Below are 16,852 nucleotides of genomic sequence, written 5' to 3' on the forward strand. Positions count from 1 at the left end.
TCTCTTATCAAAAATAAAAAGGCTGTTACACGCATTTTTCGGCAACAGCCTTAATTATTAGCCTTTTGCAAGTACATATTTATTTTATCTTTTTCAGCTCCGTAGATCACATCTAATATTCTTTTTTTAATACTCAAAATCTTTGCAGGATTTACGCTAAGCTCATCAACACCAAGCCCAATCAATATTGGTACAATTTTTTCATCAGAAGCTATCTCTCCACAAACCCCAACTTCTTTTCCTTTTTTGTGCGCATTTTCAACTGTCATTTTAATTAACCTCAAAACTGCAGGATTTAATGGGTCATACAAGTATGAGACCTTTTCATTTGTCCTGTCAATTGCAAGTGTATATTGAATAAGGTCATTTGTGCCAATGCTGAAAAAGTCTACCTCATCGGCAAGAATGTCTGAAACAAGTGCTGCAGCAGGAGTTTCAATCATTATACCAATTTCTATTTTTTCTGAAAACTCAATTCCCTGTTTTTTCAATTCTTCTTTAGCTTCTTGCAAAATGCTTTTTGCCTCTTTTAATTCGCCAGCAGTGGTTATCATAGGGAACATTATTTTTAGATCCCCATAAATTGATGCTCTCAAAAGCGCTTTTAGCTGGGTTTTAAACAGTTCCCTATGACCTAAACAAAGCCTTATTGCTCTGTAACCTAAAAATGGGTTGAGCTCATTTTCTATGTTCAAATACGGAATATTTTTGTCTCCCCCAACATCCAATGTTCTTATAATAACAGGCTTCCCTTCCATCTTCTCAAGCACAGCTTTGTATGCAGCAAACTGCTCATCTTCTGAAGGTGGTGAACTGCGGTTCATAAACAAAAACTCTGTTCTGAAAAGTCCAATTCCCTCTGCGCCATTTTTTATCGCAATCTCAGCCTCATCAGGAAGAGCGATGTTGGCATACACCTTAATTCTTTTGCCATCCTTAGTTTTAACTTCTGTTGCAACAAATCTTTTTAGTTTTTCCTTTTTCTTTTTTTCCTCGTTCATTCTCTTTTCATATTCTTCAAGTGTCTGCTTATCAGGGTTGATTAAAACTGTGCCTTGATATCCATCTACAATTACAACATCACCATCTTTTATTTTCTCAAGAGCACCTTTTACACCTACTATTGCAGGAATCTCATATGTTCGGGCAATTATAGCTGTGTGAGATGTCTTTCCACCCTGTTGAGTTACAAAACCAGCTACTCTTGTTTTATCCATCTGAGCAGTTTCAGAAGGTGTCAAATCCTCAGCCACAATAATACTACCCTCAGCAAGATTTTTTAAATCTGCCTCTGAATGACTTTCATCACTAAGAATTCTGATAAGCCTTTTAGACACATCCTTAATATCGCTTGCCCTCTCTCTCATATACTCATCATCCAAGCTCAAGAGCAAGCTTTCATAAAACTTTGCTGACTCATCAACTGCCCACTCTGCATTTGTGCCTTGCTGTATCTTTTCTTTCACCATTTTGACAAACTCAGGGTCATCAAGAATTAAAAGGTGTGCATCAAATATCATGGCTTTATCTAAGCCGAGAGTTTGCTCTGCATGCTTTTTTATATCTGAAATCTCTTTTTTAGCTTTATCAATAGCCTCTATAAATCTTTCTATCTCTGTTTCGGTATTATCAACGCTGTAGCGTTTTATGCTATATTCTTTTTTGACAATTACAGCTTTCCCAATTCCAATTCCTTCTGATACAGGTATTCCTGCGATCATATATATTTATACCTCCATCTTTTTCTACTCATTCAAACCTTCAAGAAGTTTTACTAAAGTATCTAAAGCCTCTTTTTCATCTTCACCAGCAATCTTTAAAGTAATCTCATCACCTTTTTTGGCTCCTATTGCCAAAATATTTAATATGCTTTTTGCATTCACTTCTTTGCCGTCTTTGACGATAAATATATCACTTTTAAATTTAGCCGCCTGTGTGACAAATATGCTAGCAGGTCTTGCATGAAGTCCTGTTGGATTTTGCAGAATAACTTTTGCCTCAACCATTTTATTCCCTCCAAGGCATAAAATTTATTTTTACAAGAAGAAAAGGCAGGCTGCCCTGCCCTACCTTTATACCTTTTTAGGTTTCAAGGCCGAAACCATAAGTGCTGTCACAATGGTACCTATCAAAATTGCAACTGCATATAATGGCAAATTACCAACTGCATTTGGAATTGGCAAAACAAATATTCCACCATGAGGCACTGCTAATGTGGCTTTAAACAATATGCTCAAGGCAGAAGTCACAGCTGAACCTACCATTATAGATGGAATAACTCTAAGTGGATCAGCTGCAGCAAACGGGATTGCACCTTCGGTTATAAATGAAATTCCAAGGAAGAAAGCAGCCTTTCCTGCTTCTCTTTCTTCTGTTGTAAATTTATCCTTTGCTATCAAGGTTGCAAGTGCCAAACCAAGTGGTGGTGTCATACCTGCTGCCATCACTGCAGCCATTATTGTTGATGGCTGACCTGCTGCCAAAGTTGATACCGCAAAAGTATATGCGGCTTTGTTAACAGGTCCTCCCATATCAAACGCCATCATAAGACCTAAAATAATTCCAAGTAAAACAGCACTGCCACTGCTCATGCTTTTGAGCCATTCTGTCATTGCTTTATTTAAAGCTGCAACAGGTTCGCCTACAACATATATCATACCCAAACCAATAATCAATGTTGACAAAACAGGCAGGATCAATACCGGCATTAAACCTTCCATTGTTTTTGGTAGATTTATGGTTTTCTTAAGCCATGCAACTAAATACCCGGCTGCAAACCCTGCAACAATGCCACCTAAAAAACCTGCTCCAAGCTTATTTGCTAAAAGCCCACCTATCATTCCTGGTACAAGGCCAGGCCTGTCTGCAATTGAAAATGCTATAAAGCCAGCCAGTATTGGAACCATGAGATAAAACGCACTACCACCGCCTATGTCCATGAGCGCTGCTGCAAGTGTTCCTTTTTGTTCAAAAGCTTTGATACCAAACGCAAAGGATATTGCAATTAAAGTGCCACCTGCGACAACAAAAGGAATCATATAAGAAACACCTGTCATCAAATGCTTGTAAACACCAGTTGCTTTTTCTTTTGCTTCTTTCTTGGCCTCAAAGACCTTATCAACATAGTCCTTCTTCTCCATGTTCATAGCCTTTGTAATAAGCCCTTTGGGGTCTTTGATAGCATCCTTCACACTTGCTCGTACAATTGGCAATCCTTGGAATCTGTCTTCATCAATCTTTGTGTCGCATGCAAGTATTACTGCATGTGCCTCTTTTAAGTCTTCCGGTGTTATCTCATTTTCTGCGCCAACAGACCCTCTTGTTTCAACCTTGATCTCAACCCCAAGCTCTTTTGCCGCCATTTGAAGTGCCTCTGCTGCCATGTACGTGTGAGCAATCCCAGTGGGGCAAGATGTTACTGCCACAATCTTCATTTTTTAATTCCTCCTTTTTTAATTTTGCTCAAAAGCTTTAATAAGATCATCAAAAGACTTAGCATTATATAGTTTTTCCCTAACATCTTCATGCATAAGTTTTCTTGAAATAAAGCTTAACACATGAAGATGTGTATCAGCAGCGTTATCAGGGACAGAAATCAGAAAGAAAATATGAGTAGGTTTTCCGTCCATAGAGTCAAAGTCCACTCCACTTTTGGATACACCAAAAGTTATACAAGGCTCTAAAACAGAACTATCCTTCCCATGTGGAATTGCTATTCCCATTCCTATTCCAGTTGAAAACTCTTCTTCTCTTTTCATTACAGCTTTTTTGAATTTTTCTTTATCTGTAAGTTTTCCATCGTTGTAAAGAATGTCAATTAATTCATCAATAACCTCTTCCTTTGTTTTAGCCTTTAAATCAAAACATAGTCGGTTTGGTGAAAACAACTCTTTTATATCCATAACATCATCCCAACCTCTCTAATTCTATTTTTTTAAAATAGTAATCTACCTGGTTTTTCTCAGGTGCTCTAACACCTTCTTTTGATATCTTTGCCGCTGCGCAAGCACAGGCAAGCCTAAACATCTCTTTCTCAGACATCTTTTTAAAAATACCATAAGCTATTGCTGCAACCATTGAGTCACCAGCACCCACTGTACTTTTGACATCAACTTTGAAAGGTTTTGCATACAAGGCTGTACTTTCGCTTACAAAAATTGCTCCATTTGCACCCATTGAAACCAAAACAATTTTTAGCCCCATCTCAATTAGCTTTTTTGCTGATCCTATAACCGAATTTATATCGTTCTCATCTACATCAAAAAGAGTTTTAAACTCATGGATGTTAGGCTTTATGACATCTGGCCTTGCCTCAACACCACTTTTTAGAGCTTGCCCCTCTGCATCAAAGATTACAATTGCCCCTTTTTGCTTTAGCTTTTCAATCATCTCAAAATACATTTCTTCATCGGCATTTGCAGGAAGGCTTCCTGATAGAACAAAAATGTCATCTTTTTTAGCTGTATTTTCTATTTTTTCAAACAAGGACTGTTTATCATTTTCGGTTATCTCAAATCCGGGTTGATTCAAATCGGTGTACTCTTTAGTCTCTAATTCAACAATCTTTATATTGGTGCGTGTAAGCCCCTTGACAAATATAAAGTCATTTTTTATTCCAAACCTTTGAAGGTACTTTAAAAACCACTCTTTATTCTCTTCACCAAGAAAGCCCAAAGCAATTGACTCTTCCCCTAAAGCCTTTATAACCTTAGACACGTTTATCCCTTTGCCGCCGGCATCAATCATATAGTGGTTGCTTCTATTTACCTGTCCTTTTTCAAGCCTATCGATGTATATTGTCATATCAACTGCAGGATTTAATGTAACAGTGTATATCAATTTTATCTACCACCTTGCAAAATTTTTACTCAGTAATAACCTCAACCCCAAGCGCCTTAAATTCCTGTTTTTGCTTTTCATCCATTTTGTCAGTAATAATATAATTTAATCTGTCAACTGGACAAATGAGAGCAAATGTGACTTGCCCAAATTTTGAGCTATCTGCAACTAAGAACACCTCTTTTGCATTTTCTATCATCGTTCTTTTTACAGCTGCCTCTAAATGAGTGGGAGTTGTAACACCAAACTCAATAGATACACCATTTGCAGCAATAAATGCCTTGTCGCATCTGAACTGCTTTAAAGTACTTTGAGTAATATCTCCAACCAAAGCTTTTGTCTTTGATCTTATCACCCCACCTGTAACAATTACTTCAATATCCTCTCTGTTTGAAAGTTCATTTGCTATATTAACCGAATTTGTTATTACTATTACATTTTTTGCTTTTATATTCCTTGCTATGTATTGAGTTGTAGTTCCTGAATCTAAGATTATAGTATCTCCATCCTCAATATATTTTGCAGCAAGCTTTCCTATATATTCTTTTTCTTTTGCGAATCTGTCCTCTTTTTCAGCAAATGATAGCTCAAACGTAGTTGCAAAATTGTTTACTGCCCCACCATGAGTCCTTTTGACAATCCCAAGACTCTCAAGCTCATTCAAATCCCTTCTGATTGTTGACTCTGACACACCAAATAGTTTAGCCAGCTCATTTACTTTAACACTCTTTCCCTCTTTTATCATCTGGGCTATTTTGCTTTTTCTCTCTTCTGCAAACATAGTATCACCTTTTCTCAATTATGCTCATTTTTTATGATTATTTGTGACTTAATATGCTCATTTGTGATTGATTTTATTATAGGATATGAAAGTTTTCTTGTCAAGCTATTTTAAACAAAAATTTTTGGCAGACTACATAGAGAAACGTAAAATTTGAACAAAATAAGCGAACTAATATTGTATAAGGTGTCTATCAAAAAAACTCTAAAGATAGAATAAATTAATTGTGCAAATTAAAAAGGACCGCTGCTCACGCTTAGCGGCCCTTGAATTTGTATTATTTCCGTATTAGGTCAACTTTCCATTAAATTATAATCTTGTCAATATTAAAAAACATATAAGAACATACTAACAAAAACCTCTTTTTATGTTAACTTGTCCCTGGAAATTTCTATGCAAATTTTATCCTGTATTTTTAGAATGTCAAAATCGTTTTTTGATATATTATTTCGCCAATTTTCTGGCATAAACTATATTTTTCTTTAAATTGCCTAGATTTTCCCCAATTTTCTCGACTTATAATAAAACAGCTTTTTGCTCAATTAGAAGTTATATTAGAAAATATCTTAGTGTAAATATTCGCAGGCTTCAAGACAAAAAAGTAGCCTATCTTTTTCAGTATCTTATCTTCTGCAAATTTAAAAAATTTTTCACTTCCTAAAGTTTGCTTTTCCTGCCATGTTTTCCCTTTTTCTTATACACAATTTTACCTGTCAGGGCAAAGTATTTTTCAAATATACTCAGGTCGGTTCTAATCCTTTTTTAATTGTTTTTTTGCAACAAAATCTATACGCCTTGTTTAAGTATAAAGGCTTATCAAGCCAATTTTCTAATATGGTACAGAGTAAAAAGTTTGTGGTACAATTATTAAAGAGAAAAGTTTGTGTTTTGAGCAAAGGTGGGTATAAGTTGGAAACAAGCTTTTTAAACAAATATGAATATTACACATACGATGAATTTTTGACCCTCCAAAAAGAGGAAACCCGATTTAAAATTGAATATGACAATGGCTTTATCTTTTCTATGCTACCTTCTCACCCAAACCATCCATATTTCTCCTCTTCTTGCACTCATTATTCAATCCCATCCTGCAATGTATTTTCCCACAGTTGTCTTTCTTCAACTTCTTCCTGCCACAGCTTACTGTTTTCTTTAAGAACTGCAAAAGCTTCAGCAGTAGCTGAAAGTAAAATTTTCCTTTTGTATTCTGCAAGGGCTTCCTGAATTATTTTTTGCATTGGTTGATTGAGCTGCTCTGAAAGTTTCTTTAAACTTTTATATGTTTCAACATCCACTCTTATTGTTGTCGTTTTATTTGCCATAATCATCACCTCGTAGATTAATTTATCTACTTAATAGTATACTGCATTGAAAAAATTTTCTTAAAATAAAAACAAGGGACTGTGCCAAAAAATTTGGAACAGTCCCTTTTACCATAAGCCAGTTAAATAAATATTTTTTTATGGATTTACCATGCTCACAACTTTGCCATCGTACCCTAAGATGAGGTACACTCTCTGACCAACTTTGAAGGTGTCAGAAAGAAGCACAAATGGGTCAAAGTCTTCGCTCACCTCGTATGTCTTGTCTACAAGCTTTCCTGACGCCTGGTCATATACGCTCACAACAATAGACTTTGGTGTGAACCTTGTTGGCTGGTAGCTCTTGATATAACCCTCAACCTTATCATCTACAACAAGTATGAACTTGTTGCCGCCCCAGATGTCTGTCACAGCGTAGACAACATCGTTTTTCTGAATATAGCTGTAATCCACAACATCCCCGTCTTTTATAACTTTACTGCTACCACTTATATCCAAATCACCTGCTTTTAAGGTCAGATATGTCTGCTCGTTTGCAAGGTATGGCTTGCTGTATACCGGGTCAAATATTACACAGTAGTCGTACCCTCTCTTTTGTGTTGATATCCCAAACACAAGCGATGTTGCCCTTTGCATCTTCTGAAGCACCTGTGAGTAGTCAATCTTTGTGCCGTTATAGTAGTAGGTTATGTTCTGTGGCAGAGTCATCTCAACCTGTGTTCCACCTTTATCCACTGTTACTTTGCTTCCAAGAGCATACACAACTGTCATGCCATCTGTTGAGTTGAACTTCTTGTATATAAACGTTATATCGTTATCTGAATCAACATAAAGCCCATATTTTGCGCCAAGCTCTAAGCTTGCGTTCTGGTTTGACGGCAGGGTCAAAATGCCCTTGTCTGTTAAAACTTCATTTTCTGCAAGACCTTTTGTTACCTTACTTGTTCCCATTACAATAACTTCCATGTATGTTCCATACTCATCATAATATGGGTCCTGGATGATTGCATACTCATACGAACTTCCTGTCTGGTTGTAGCCAAAATAGATTTTCTGACCTGTTTTGAGAATGCTCTTTAGCTGGTCATAGCTGAGCTTATTTCCATTGTAATAGTACGTAGGTTTTTGAGGAAGAAACATGGTATTTTCACTGCTTCCTTTTTTGAGCTTTACATTTGTATCACTAACCACTCCCGTGATCTCCGCTGACTCCACGTTGTTAAGCTTTTTCACAACCTTGGTGATTGTATCATCTTTGATGTACACACCATACTTTGCACCAACAGAAAGCTTTCCTGCAGATCTTCCCACAACATATATGCCCTTGTCTGTTAGAACCTCGTTTGTTGCAAGCTTGCTCGACGAAATGCTATCTGCCATCACTATGACCTCTGTGTATGTGCCATACTCAAGAGAGTATGGGTCCTGAATTACAACGTATTCGTATGTCTTGCCATCCTTTGCAAAACCAAAATAGATTTTCTGACCCACTTTTAGCACATTCTTGAGCTCAAGGTAGTTTGTTTTTGCACCATTGTAATAATAAACCGGCTTTTGAGGCAGAATAATGTTCTCCTGCCCCTGAGTACCTTTTAGCTTGATGTTAGTATCACCTACAACATCTGTTACCTCATATTGCTGAGTATTATTCAACTTCCTTACAACAAGAGTTATCTTATCGTTTTTAACATAAAGTCCGTACTTTGCACCTATTTCAAGCTTTGTATCAGCAGATGGAAGGTAAAAGATGCCCTTGTCAGTCATAACCTGGTTGGTCTCAAGGCTTGAGTTTAAAAGTGCATCCTGCAAAACTATTGCCTCAATATAATTCCCGTACTGTGTACCGTATGGGTCTTGAATAACATATGCCATAACCTTGCCTGTGTCAGGGTCTTTTGATACATAAAGTATCTGGTCTTCTTTTAAAATGCTTGGCAGATTTTCATAGCTCTGTTTTGTCCCCTGATAGTAATATACAGGTTTGCTTGATAGCTGAATCTTCTGTGTCTTGCCGTTTTGCTCAACATCAAGTGTGTAATCATCTATATTTTTGATGGTAAACTTGTCAGATACCCATACCTTTTGCAAAGCTACTGTGATTGTATCATCTTTTATATACACTCCATACTTTGCTCCAATTTCAAGGTTTTCAGGTTTTATCGAAGATGCAACAAAGTATATTCCCTTGTCTGTCTGAACCTGGTTTGCATCCAGTGCCGATGATGTTTTGGGAGTTGCCAAAATCAAAACCTCATCGTAGTTTCCATAAATCTCTTGTGCATATATGTCGGAAATTACAACAAAGTCCACTTTGCTCCTATCTTCAGAATATATAAAGCTTATTTTCTGGTTCGGTTTTAGAACATTTTCAATTGCATCATAGCTCTGCTTTAAGCCGTTGTAATAGTATGTTGCCGAAGAGGGCAAAGTTATTGATTTTGTCTTTCCACTTTCCTTGTAATATACAGTCTTGCTGCTTACCTTTGTGCTGACAATCTGGAAAGAGTAGTTTTCTGTGCCAAACACTTTCGTGATTTTATTGCTATCAACCTGAAGCATGTACTTTTTCCCAACTTCAAGTTGCGTTTTTGTTGCATTCACAAGCACTCCGCTATCTGTCAAAACCTCATTTGGAAGAAGCTTTGATGATGTCTTGCCAGTATCGAGTACAACATACGATTTGTAAAGCCCAACATATTCAGAAAATTTTATGCCGCTGCTGCTTTGGTTTGATGCTGATACTCCACTTAAAGCTGACTGGGTAGATTGAGCTTGATTTCCACCGCTTTTGACCTCAGTGTCAAGAAGCCTTGATAACATCAATGCTACAGCCCAGCGCGGAACCTTTTGCGAAGCAGAAAGGTTTATTCCTTTTATAAGCCCAAGCTCAGATGCTTTGTCAATGTAGTTTTGTGGCCAGATGCCAGAAAGGTCTGAGTCAGAGTACCCAAGCATCCTTACAATAGCAGTTGTTGCCTGGGCAAAGGTAATCGGGCCGTTTGGATTAAATCTGCCGTCTGCCATTGGTGTCATGTATTTCTTCTTTACTGCCCAATTGACATATCCGCAAAGCGCAGTAGCCGGCTTTATATCAGGATACTGTGAATACCCTTTCTGAAGGTTTGCCTCATCCTCTGCGTTTGAGATCTTGACAATCGCAGCTGCAAACTCACCGCGTAAGACAGCAGCATTTGGCTTGAAATAGTCCTTGTAAACAAGAATTCCAAGCTTATTTAACTTCTCTACAGCCTGTTTGTAGCTTGCATTTGCTGGAATATCCTTGTATGCAGCGAAAGCAGATGACAAACTAAAATTTATAAGCACAAAACCAAGTAGTAAAATGGCTGTCAAAAACTTTTTTCTCATCTTTCATATCCCCTCCAGTTTTATTCGTATCTTAGCGCTTCTATCGGGTTGAGGCGCGATGCTTTTGATGCTGGGAACAGTCCAAACACAATGCCTATTGCAAGTGATATTGTAAATGCCAATATTGCCCACGGTATCGAAAATATTGCTGTTGCAACATTCAGCTTTGACATCAAATTGATTGTTACATAACCCAAAATAATCCCGATTATTCCACCAAGCCCTGTCACAACAGATGCCTCTATCAAAAACTGAACAAGTATGTTTCTTCTCTTTGCGCCGATTGCTTTTCTGATTCCAATCTCTCTTGTTCTCTCTGTCACAGACACAAGCATGATATTCATGATGCCAATTCCACCAACAATCAGCGAAATTGCAGCAATCCCGGCAAGCATGAGTGTGAGTGTCTGGGTCACACTGTTTAAGGTGTCAAGTAGCTGGGCTGTGTTGAAAACTCTAAAAGCTGTAGAGTTGTTATAAATCTTCATGAGAAAATCGTTGAGATAGTTCATCACAGCTTCGCTTCTGTTGCCATCTGTGATTTTTATTGCAAAGTTTCGGATTATTGCGTTTCGTGTAAGCCTTTGTGCAACTGTTACAGGGACTATCACCTGGTCATCGTCTGACTGCTCCTGTGAATTTGCACGCTCTTCTAAAACACCAACAACTGTGAATATCTGCCCGTTTATCTTTATCTTTTGCCCTATAGGGTTTTGTCCGTTGAACAAATCCTTTACGATGTACGTCCCAACAAGCGCAACCTTTTGACGGTAGTCCACATCAATGGGCAAAATAAACCTTCCGCGGCTGACGTTGACATCTCTCACAAGGCTGTAGTCTGCTGTTGTTCCAACCAGGGTTGTATCGTGGGTGTTTGTCCCATACTTGAGCGTGACAGAGCTCGATACAGTTGGAGCTATTGCCTCAATGTCGTCTTGGTGCTGCTCGGCAAACTGCTGAAGCTCTTCATACGTGACATTTCTGTTGCTGTTTCTTCCTGTAATATTTATCTGTATTAGATTTGTCCCAAGCCTTTGAAGCCTGTCTGTTATGCTTTTGGTGCTTCCCTGGGCAAGCCCAACAACTGCAATCACCGCCCAGATACCGATGATGACACCAAGCATAGTAAGAAAAGACCTTAGCTTATTTGAAAGGATGCTCTTTATTGCCATCTTGAAAGCCAAAGCAAACTGAGCCACCTGTCAGCTCACCTCCTTGTCCTCTATTATTTGACCGTCCTGAATCCGCACAATTCTTCTTGCCTGAGCTGCTATGTTGTTGTCGTGTGTAATTAAAACAATTGTACTACCCTGTGCATGAAGTTCCTTAAATATTTGCATTATTTCAGCACCTGATTTTGAGTCCAAGTTTCCTGTTGGCTCATCAGCAAGAATTATTGCCGGGCTTGTGACAAGCGCCCTTGCAATTGCAACTCTCTGCTGCTGACCGCCAGATAGCTCTCTTGGTCTGTGATGCATTCTATGTTCCAAGCCAACCCTTGCAAGAGCTTCTTTGGCAAGCTTGTGACGTGTTGATGCTGGAGTCCCTTTGTAGATTAAAGGAAGCTCAACATTTTCAAGAGCTGTGAGCTGTGGTATTAAGTTAAAGTTTTGAAATACAAAGCCTATCTTGCTGTTTCGAATCTCTGCAAGCTGGTTGTCATTTAGCCTGCTGACTTCATGACCATCCAGTATGTATGTGCCAGATGTTGGTGTGTCAAGACAGCCTATGATGTTCATAAGAGTTGATTTTCCTGAGCCGGATGGTCCAACTATTGCAACAAACTCGTGAGGGTTGATTTTCAAGCTAACACCGTTTAAAGCATACACCTCATTCTCGCCCATCTTGTAGATTTTGTAAATATCATAAAGTTCAATCATAGCAAGCTTTCACCTTCTTTTTAATTACCTGTTTGTGTTACTCCCCTGAGAACCAGATGACTGATTCCTTGTGCCGGTGCCACCTCGGTTTTGTCTGAACTGTCTGAACTCGCCTGGCATTCCACCACCTGGTCCGCCAAACCCGCCCATTATGTTAAATCCCTGCCGAGTTTGCGTCTGTGTCCTTGTTGAGCCTGTTGAAAGTGGTGGCAGGACAACGATATCGCCTTCGCTAAGTCCGCTTACAATCTCGATGTATGAGTCATTGTTTATACCAACCTCAACAGGTCGCAAAACTGCGCCTTTGTAGTAGCTGCTCCCCAGCAAACTTGCCATCCTTCTTGCTCGCTGCTGGGAAAAACTGCTTGTACCCTGGCTATTTTGTGACCATGAACCTCTTGACTGGCTGTTTGCCGACTGCTGCGTATTTTGTGTGCTGCTTCCTTCTTGCTGCTGCCTTTGTGGCCAGTTTTGTAAGTCCTGTTTTGAGCTTTGACTTTGCTGACTATTTCCAAAACCTCTCTGTGGGAAAAATCCGCCACTTTGCCCTTCTTGAGAGCTATTTTGACTTGAGCTTTTTACAAACACAAAGTACCTGTTGCCGAATTTCTGGACAGCTTCAAGCGGCACCATCAAAATATCTTGTTTCTGGTTTACTATTATTTCTGCGTTTGCGTTCATGCCAATTTTAAGGTCTTTTGGACTGTCAATAGAAATTGTAACAGAGTATGTTGTAACACCGTTCTGGGTTGTTCCCTCAAGCGGGATTTTGGCTACTTTTCCTGTCAGCGGATCTGTCTGTGTCTGCGGCAGTGCATCAACTGTTATATTTACTTTTTGTCCTACTTTTATTTTAGCAATATCAAGCTCATCTATGTCAACCCTAAATACTAAATTTTTGTTATCAAATACAGTTGCAAGAGTTTCTCCTGGTTTTATACTATCACCCTTTTTAAAGTTTATATTGGTTACAACTCCATCAAATGGTGCTTTGATGTAGTAGTTTTCTAAATTACTCTCTGCCTCTTTTAGCTGCTCCTGCAAGTTTTTAAGTTGTGTCTGATAGTTCTTGAGTTGCTTTGACAGGTCATCGTTTGAAAGCTTTAATAAGACTGTACCTTTTTCAACAAACTGGTTATTTCTTGCAAAAATCTCCTCAACCTCACCATCAACCTTTGCCCTGACATTTTCTTTGTTTACATACTCCAAGGTTGAATCCTGTGTGCTAAGATACACATCATTTCCTGCTTTAATCTCAGCACTTGCTTTCATGCCTTCTTGCAGTGCACCGGGGTTTGAGATTGTTATTTCAACATCAAAAACTTTGCCACCGTAGTCATTTGTGTAAGTTGTGTTCCCAAGATAGCTTACTGTGCCCTGGATTGACTGGGAAATATCAGGAATGTAAACAACTGCTGGCGCACCCATCTTGACCTTGCCGAAAAGCGCTGCTGAAAATGGTAATGTAACTTTCAGCTTTGATGTATCAATTATTGTCAAAACGGTTGAACCTTTTGAAACCCTGTCTCCTTCTTGAGCATTCAGATTTTTAACATACCCTGAAATGGGTGCGGTGATAACAAGGTTTTTGATGCTCTCCTGAACATCTGCAATTGAAGAGCTTACATCCTCAATCTGGCTCTTAATTGAATCAATCCTGTCCTTTGCATCCTGGCTTTCAAGCTCAAATATGATATCTCCTTTTTTGACTGTGTCGCCATCGTTAAAGTTGACTCTTGTTATTGTTGAGCTGACAGTAGATGTCAAATCAACACTCTGAGCAGACTCAATCGGCCCAGAGCCCGAAACGGTGACAGTTATGTCTCCTCGCGTCACTCTTGCCGTTCTCTGCTGAACTGTTTGCGTTTGATCCTTTTTGCCCTGAATGAACTTGTAAATACCAAACCCACCTGCCGCTAATATGGCTACAACTAATATAGAAACTATAATCCTTTTTGCAGCTTTGTTTTTAAACCCAATCTTAATCTTTGGAGTTTTTAATGATTTAATTTTAAATGCCATATGCACACCCTTCCTTTCACACTTTTCTGCTTTTTTACTTTGAACTGCTCTGGCTGTATGTTCCCATAACCATAATCCTTTTTGCAGTTGTTTTTTTACTGTCAGAATACCAGATGTAGACAATGTTGTTTGCTTTTAAATCCTTGACTGTCAGCTTTTTTTCTGTCATCTGACCATTTTGAAATGTTCTTGTAACAATTACTGTTGACTTTGAAATTGCTATTGTTTTTGTCTGGTTTGATAGCTTTAGATTCATCATGTCTCTGCTAATTCCACCTTGAGGTACTTGAGAAGCCATTCTTTGCTGAGGTTGATTGTTTGATGTGTTTTGCCTTGGCTGTGGTCTTTGTATTGTTGCAACTGTTATGGTTATTTTGTTTGACTCAACTTTTTTGACAATACCAATAGCTTCTGGTGTCTGATACGGGTTGTATGTACCCTGGACAAGAATTCTTGAGATGGTTTTCTTTTTGCTATCTGCATACCAGATGTACAAGATGTTGTTTGCCTTTAAGTCCTTTGTGGATAACTTCTTCTCTGTTATCTGACCATTTTGAAATACTCTTGTTACGATTGATGTTTTGCTTGAAACTGTGATTGTCTGTGTCTTGTTAGTCAGCTCAATTCTACCTCTTCCAAATCCTCTACCATCGCTTTGAGAAGAGAGCTTTGCGATGTAGATTGTGATTTTACTGCCAGAGATACTTTTTACAACGCCAATTAAATCTGGCTGGGAATTTTGAGCACTGTTCGATTGGGCATATGATATATTCCATGGTAAGATCAACACTGCAATTATAAAAGTCAATATTAACATAAGGGACATATAAGCTTTTAGGCTTTTTGGCATTCTCATTTTCTATTTCTGCCTCCTTCTATGAAGATTTTTCCTCTTTAAAATATATTAGCAATAATTTGTGAATAAATTTTTAAATTTTTATAAACAAATTTTAATGAAATGTGGAAATTGTGAAATGAGGAAAATAAAAAAGGTGGGCTAAATACCCACCTCGCTTTTAGTCATAACCAGAAAAATTTAGCGAAGATAATAACATTATCTTTTTCATCAGTCTAACCCTCTATTTTTACAAAACCGTTTTCTTCTAAAAACTTAATGGCTTCCTCTATTTTTTTCTCGGTGTATTTATTGCCTTTTAACCTTTTCACTTTTTCTATAATTTCTTTTTTATTAAGCTCATCAGTCCCTCGAATTTTTAGTTGATTTATCACGTAATCCACTGTTGCAATTAACTCCAATTCAGAAGCGTTAAAGCTCGACAAGTTTTTTATTAAATCTTTAATCTCTTTTGAGTCTATCATCTCTATATCATGATGGCTCAAATATTTTTCATCATCAGATACTTCTTCAGGAATTATTTCATGAGTGTATCCATCTTTTGGATCAATTCGTACTAATCTATTCATTTCTAATCTGTGTATATCATATTCTAACTGGCTACTGTACGGACCATAATAGTGAATCGAAAAATTATAGTTAAGGTTTAATCCCTTTCTCTGCAGCAAATACACCACTTTTTGCAAAAACTTCTTACCTACTTTGTTTCCTGTACGTGAGCAATGTTTAGTAAACTCTTTTATCAAATACCACAATATCAGGTCTCTATTTTCTTTCATAATGTAGGTACCTCCCTCCCCTTTTTAATTTGAACGTTTCATCATATTCTGTATTTCATTTACTATTTCCTCTGCTTCTTCCTTTTTATCCTCAGTAACATATATCCTTTTTATATTTATTGGTTCAGTCATCTTTTTTATAACCTCTGAAGCAATACTTATAGACATCACTTCTTTGTTTTTCTCGTCTATTATAGGGATTGCTTTTTCACTATCAAGTTCATATTTTACAGGTATCTGATGAATCATTTTGTCAGCCGAATCAAAAAGAAGATTTTCTTTGCCAATTTTTTGTATGAGACTGTTTTTTATCAAATTATAAATAGATTCTTGATCTTTGTTAGCATGAGGCGGTGTTTCATAAATACAGCTCATTATCTTTCTCTTTAAAAGTCTTTCTGCGCATTCATTTTCTTTGCTCTTTTCTCTGATAAGTTCACAGATAGCTACATCGTCATATTCTAAAAATTCGCTAATATCTTTGGGATATTTACCCTCTTTCAAAACAGACTTCAAAAAAGAAAAAAGCATATTATCCAAGAACCTTCGAGTTTTGTGAAAGTAAACTTGTGTAAACATAAAATATCGAGCCAGAACAAACTCTTCAAAAGCATGCATTCCGCCTTTTTCAATAGCAAGATGAAGTATGCCTTCATCATTCTTCCAAATAGTAAGAGTGTTTACTAACCTTTCTAAATCAAACTTTCCATAGCTTACTCCACAGTAAAGTGAATCTCGTAAAAGATAATCCATCTTGTCACAGTCTAATTCACTGTCCATAAACTTTCTTAGAAACATGAAATCAGGATTTTCTATATTTTCTCCTTTGTATATAGAACAAATCAGCTCAGGAGTAATATCATACTCTTTACCGTAGAGTTTTCTGAATCTCTCTCCTATCTCATGAATATAATCCCCTATCTCTGTTTGAGTTGCTAAATACAGAGTCTTATTATAAAGCCATAAAACATAAGGGTGGGTATGAATAATACCCACCCTTATGTTTG

At 37.6% G+C, this 16,852-nt stretch carries 14 protein-coding genes; all 14 read right to left on the reverse strand.

Features of this window, described 5'->3' with window-relative positions:
- Nucleotides 1–50 precede the first annotated feature (50 nt).
- The 14 genes from ptsP to PGC14_RS11055 all read right to left on the reverse strand — a co-directional run bounded on the left by ptsP (nt 51) and on the right by PGC14_RS11055 (nt 16,841).
- Nucleotides 51–1,721 (reverse strand): phosphoenolpyruvate--protein phosphotransferase, encoded by a 1,671-nt coding sequence (ptsP, locus tag PGC14_RS10990; RefSeq protein WP_039766686.1) that lies wholly within the window; start codon nt 1,719–1,721, stop codon nt 51–53.
- Between the two features lie 24 nt (nt 1,722–1,745).
- Nucleotides 1,746–2,006 (reverse strand): HPr family phosphocarrier protein, encoded by a 261-nt coding sequence (locus PGC14_RS10995; protein WP_011917937.1) that lies wholly within the window; start codon nt 2,004–2,006, stop codon nt 1,746–1,748.
- A gap of 66 nt (nt 2,007–2,072) precedes the next feature.
- Nucleotides 2,073–3,434: a PTS fructose transporter subunit IIC gene (locus PGC14_RS11000; RefSeq protein ID WP_271628930.1), complete on the reverse strand. Its 1,362-nt coding sequence runs from the start codon at nt 3,432–3,434 to the stop codon at nt 2,073–2,075.
- An 18-nt stretch (nt 3,435–3,452) separates the two neighbouring features.
- Nucleotides 3,453–3,902: a PTS sugar transporter subunit IIA gene (locus PGC14_RS11005; RefSeq protein ID WP_011917939.1), complete on the reverse strand. Its 450-nt coding sequence runs from the start codon at nt 3,900–3,902 to the stop codon at nt 3,453–3,455.
- A 4-nt stretch (nt 3,903–3,906) separates the two neighbouring features.
- Nucleotides 3,907–4,839, reverse strand: coding sequence for a 1-phosphofructokinase (gene pfkB / locus PGC14_RS11010; protein ID WP_011917940.1), 933 nt, complete (start codon nt 4,837–4,839; stop codon nt 3,907–3,909).
- 25 nt (nt 4,840–4,864) lie between these two features.
- Nucleotides 4,865–5,620 (reverse strand): DeoR/GlpR family DNA-binding transcription regulator, encoded by a 756-nt coding sequence (locus PGC14_RS11015; protein WP_271628931.1) that lies wholly within the window; start codon nt 5,618–5,620, stop codon nt 4,865–4,867.
- Between the two features lie 1,073 nt (nt 5,621–6,693).
- On the reverse strand, nt 6,694–6,942 hold the full coding sequence (locus PGC14_RS11020) for a ribbon-helix-helix protein, CopG family (RefSeq protein ID WP_271628932.1): 249 nt from the start codon (nt 6,940–6,942) through the stop codon (nt 6,694–6,696).
- Nucleotides 6,943–7,080: 138 nt separating this feature from the next.
- Entirely contained in the window at nt 7,081–10,308 is a 3,228-nt protein-coding gene (locus PGC14_RS11025; protein WP_271628933.1) for an S-layer homology domain-containing protein, read from the reverse strand.
- 20 nt (nt 10,309–10,328) lie between these two features.
- On the reverse strand, nt 10,329–11,507 hold the full coding sequence (locus PGC14_RS11030) for an ABC transporter permease (protein WP_271628934.1): 1,179 nt from the start codon (nt 11,505–11,507) through the stop codon (nt 10,329–10,331).
- Nucleotides 11,508–11,510: 3 nt separating this feature from the next.
- Nucleotides 11,511–12,188: an ABC transporter ATP-binding protein gene (locus PGC14_RS11035; protein WP_271628935.1), complete on the reverse strand. Its 678-nt coding sequence runs from the start codon at nt 12,186–12,188 to the stop codon at nt 11,511–11,513.
- Nucleotides 12,189–12,212: 24 nt separating this feature from the next.
- The gene (locus tag PGC14_RS11040; protein WP_271628936.1) at nt 12,213–14,210 is read right to left on the reverse strand and encodes an HlyD family efflux transporter periplasmic adaptor subunit; all 1,998 of its coding nucleotides are present in this window, start codon (nt 14,208–14,210) and stop codon (nt 12,213–12,215) included.
- 34 nt (nt 14,211–14,244) lie between these two features.
- A complete protein-coding gene (locus PGC14_RS11045) occupies nt 14,245–15,066 on the reverse strand; it encodes a hypothetical protein (RefSeq protein WP_271628937.1) in 822 nt (273 codons plus the stop codon).
- A gap of 215 nt (nt 15,067–15,281) precedes the next feature.
- Entirely contained in the window at nt 15,282–15,845 is a 564-nt protein-coding gene (locus tag PGC14_RS11050; RefSeq protein WP_127352763.1) for a hypothetical protein, read from the reverse strand.
- 24 nt (nt 15,846–15,869) lie between these two features.
- Nucleotides 15,870–16,841, reverse strand: a complete 972-nt coding sequence (locus PGC14_RS11055) for a phosphohydrolase (protein WP_271628938.1) — start codon at nt 16,839–16,841, stop codon at nt 15,870–15,872.
- Nucleotides 16,842–16,852: the final 11 nt, after the last annotated feature.

The organism is Caldicellulosiruptor sp. DIB 104C, from assembly GCF_028198085.1.
Classification (GTDB): Bacteria; Bacillota; Thermoanaerobacteria; order Caldicellulosiruptorales; family Caldicellulosiruptoraceae; genus Caldicellulosiruptor; species Caldicellulosiruptor saccharolyticus.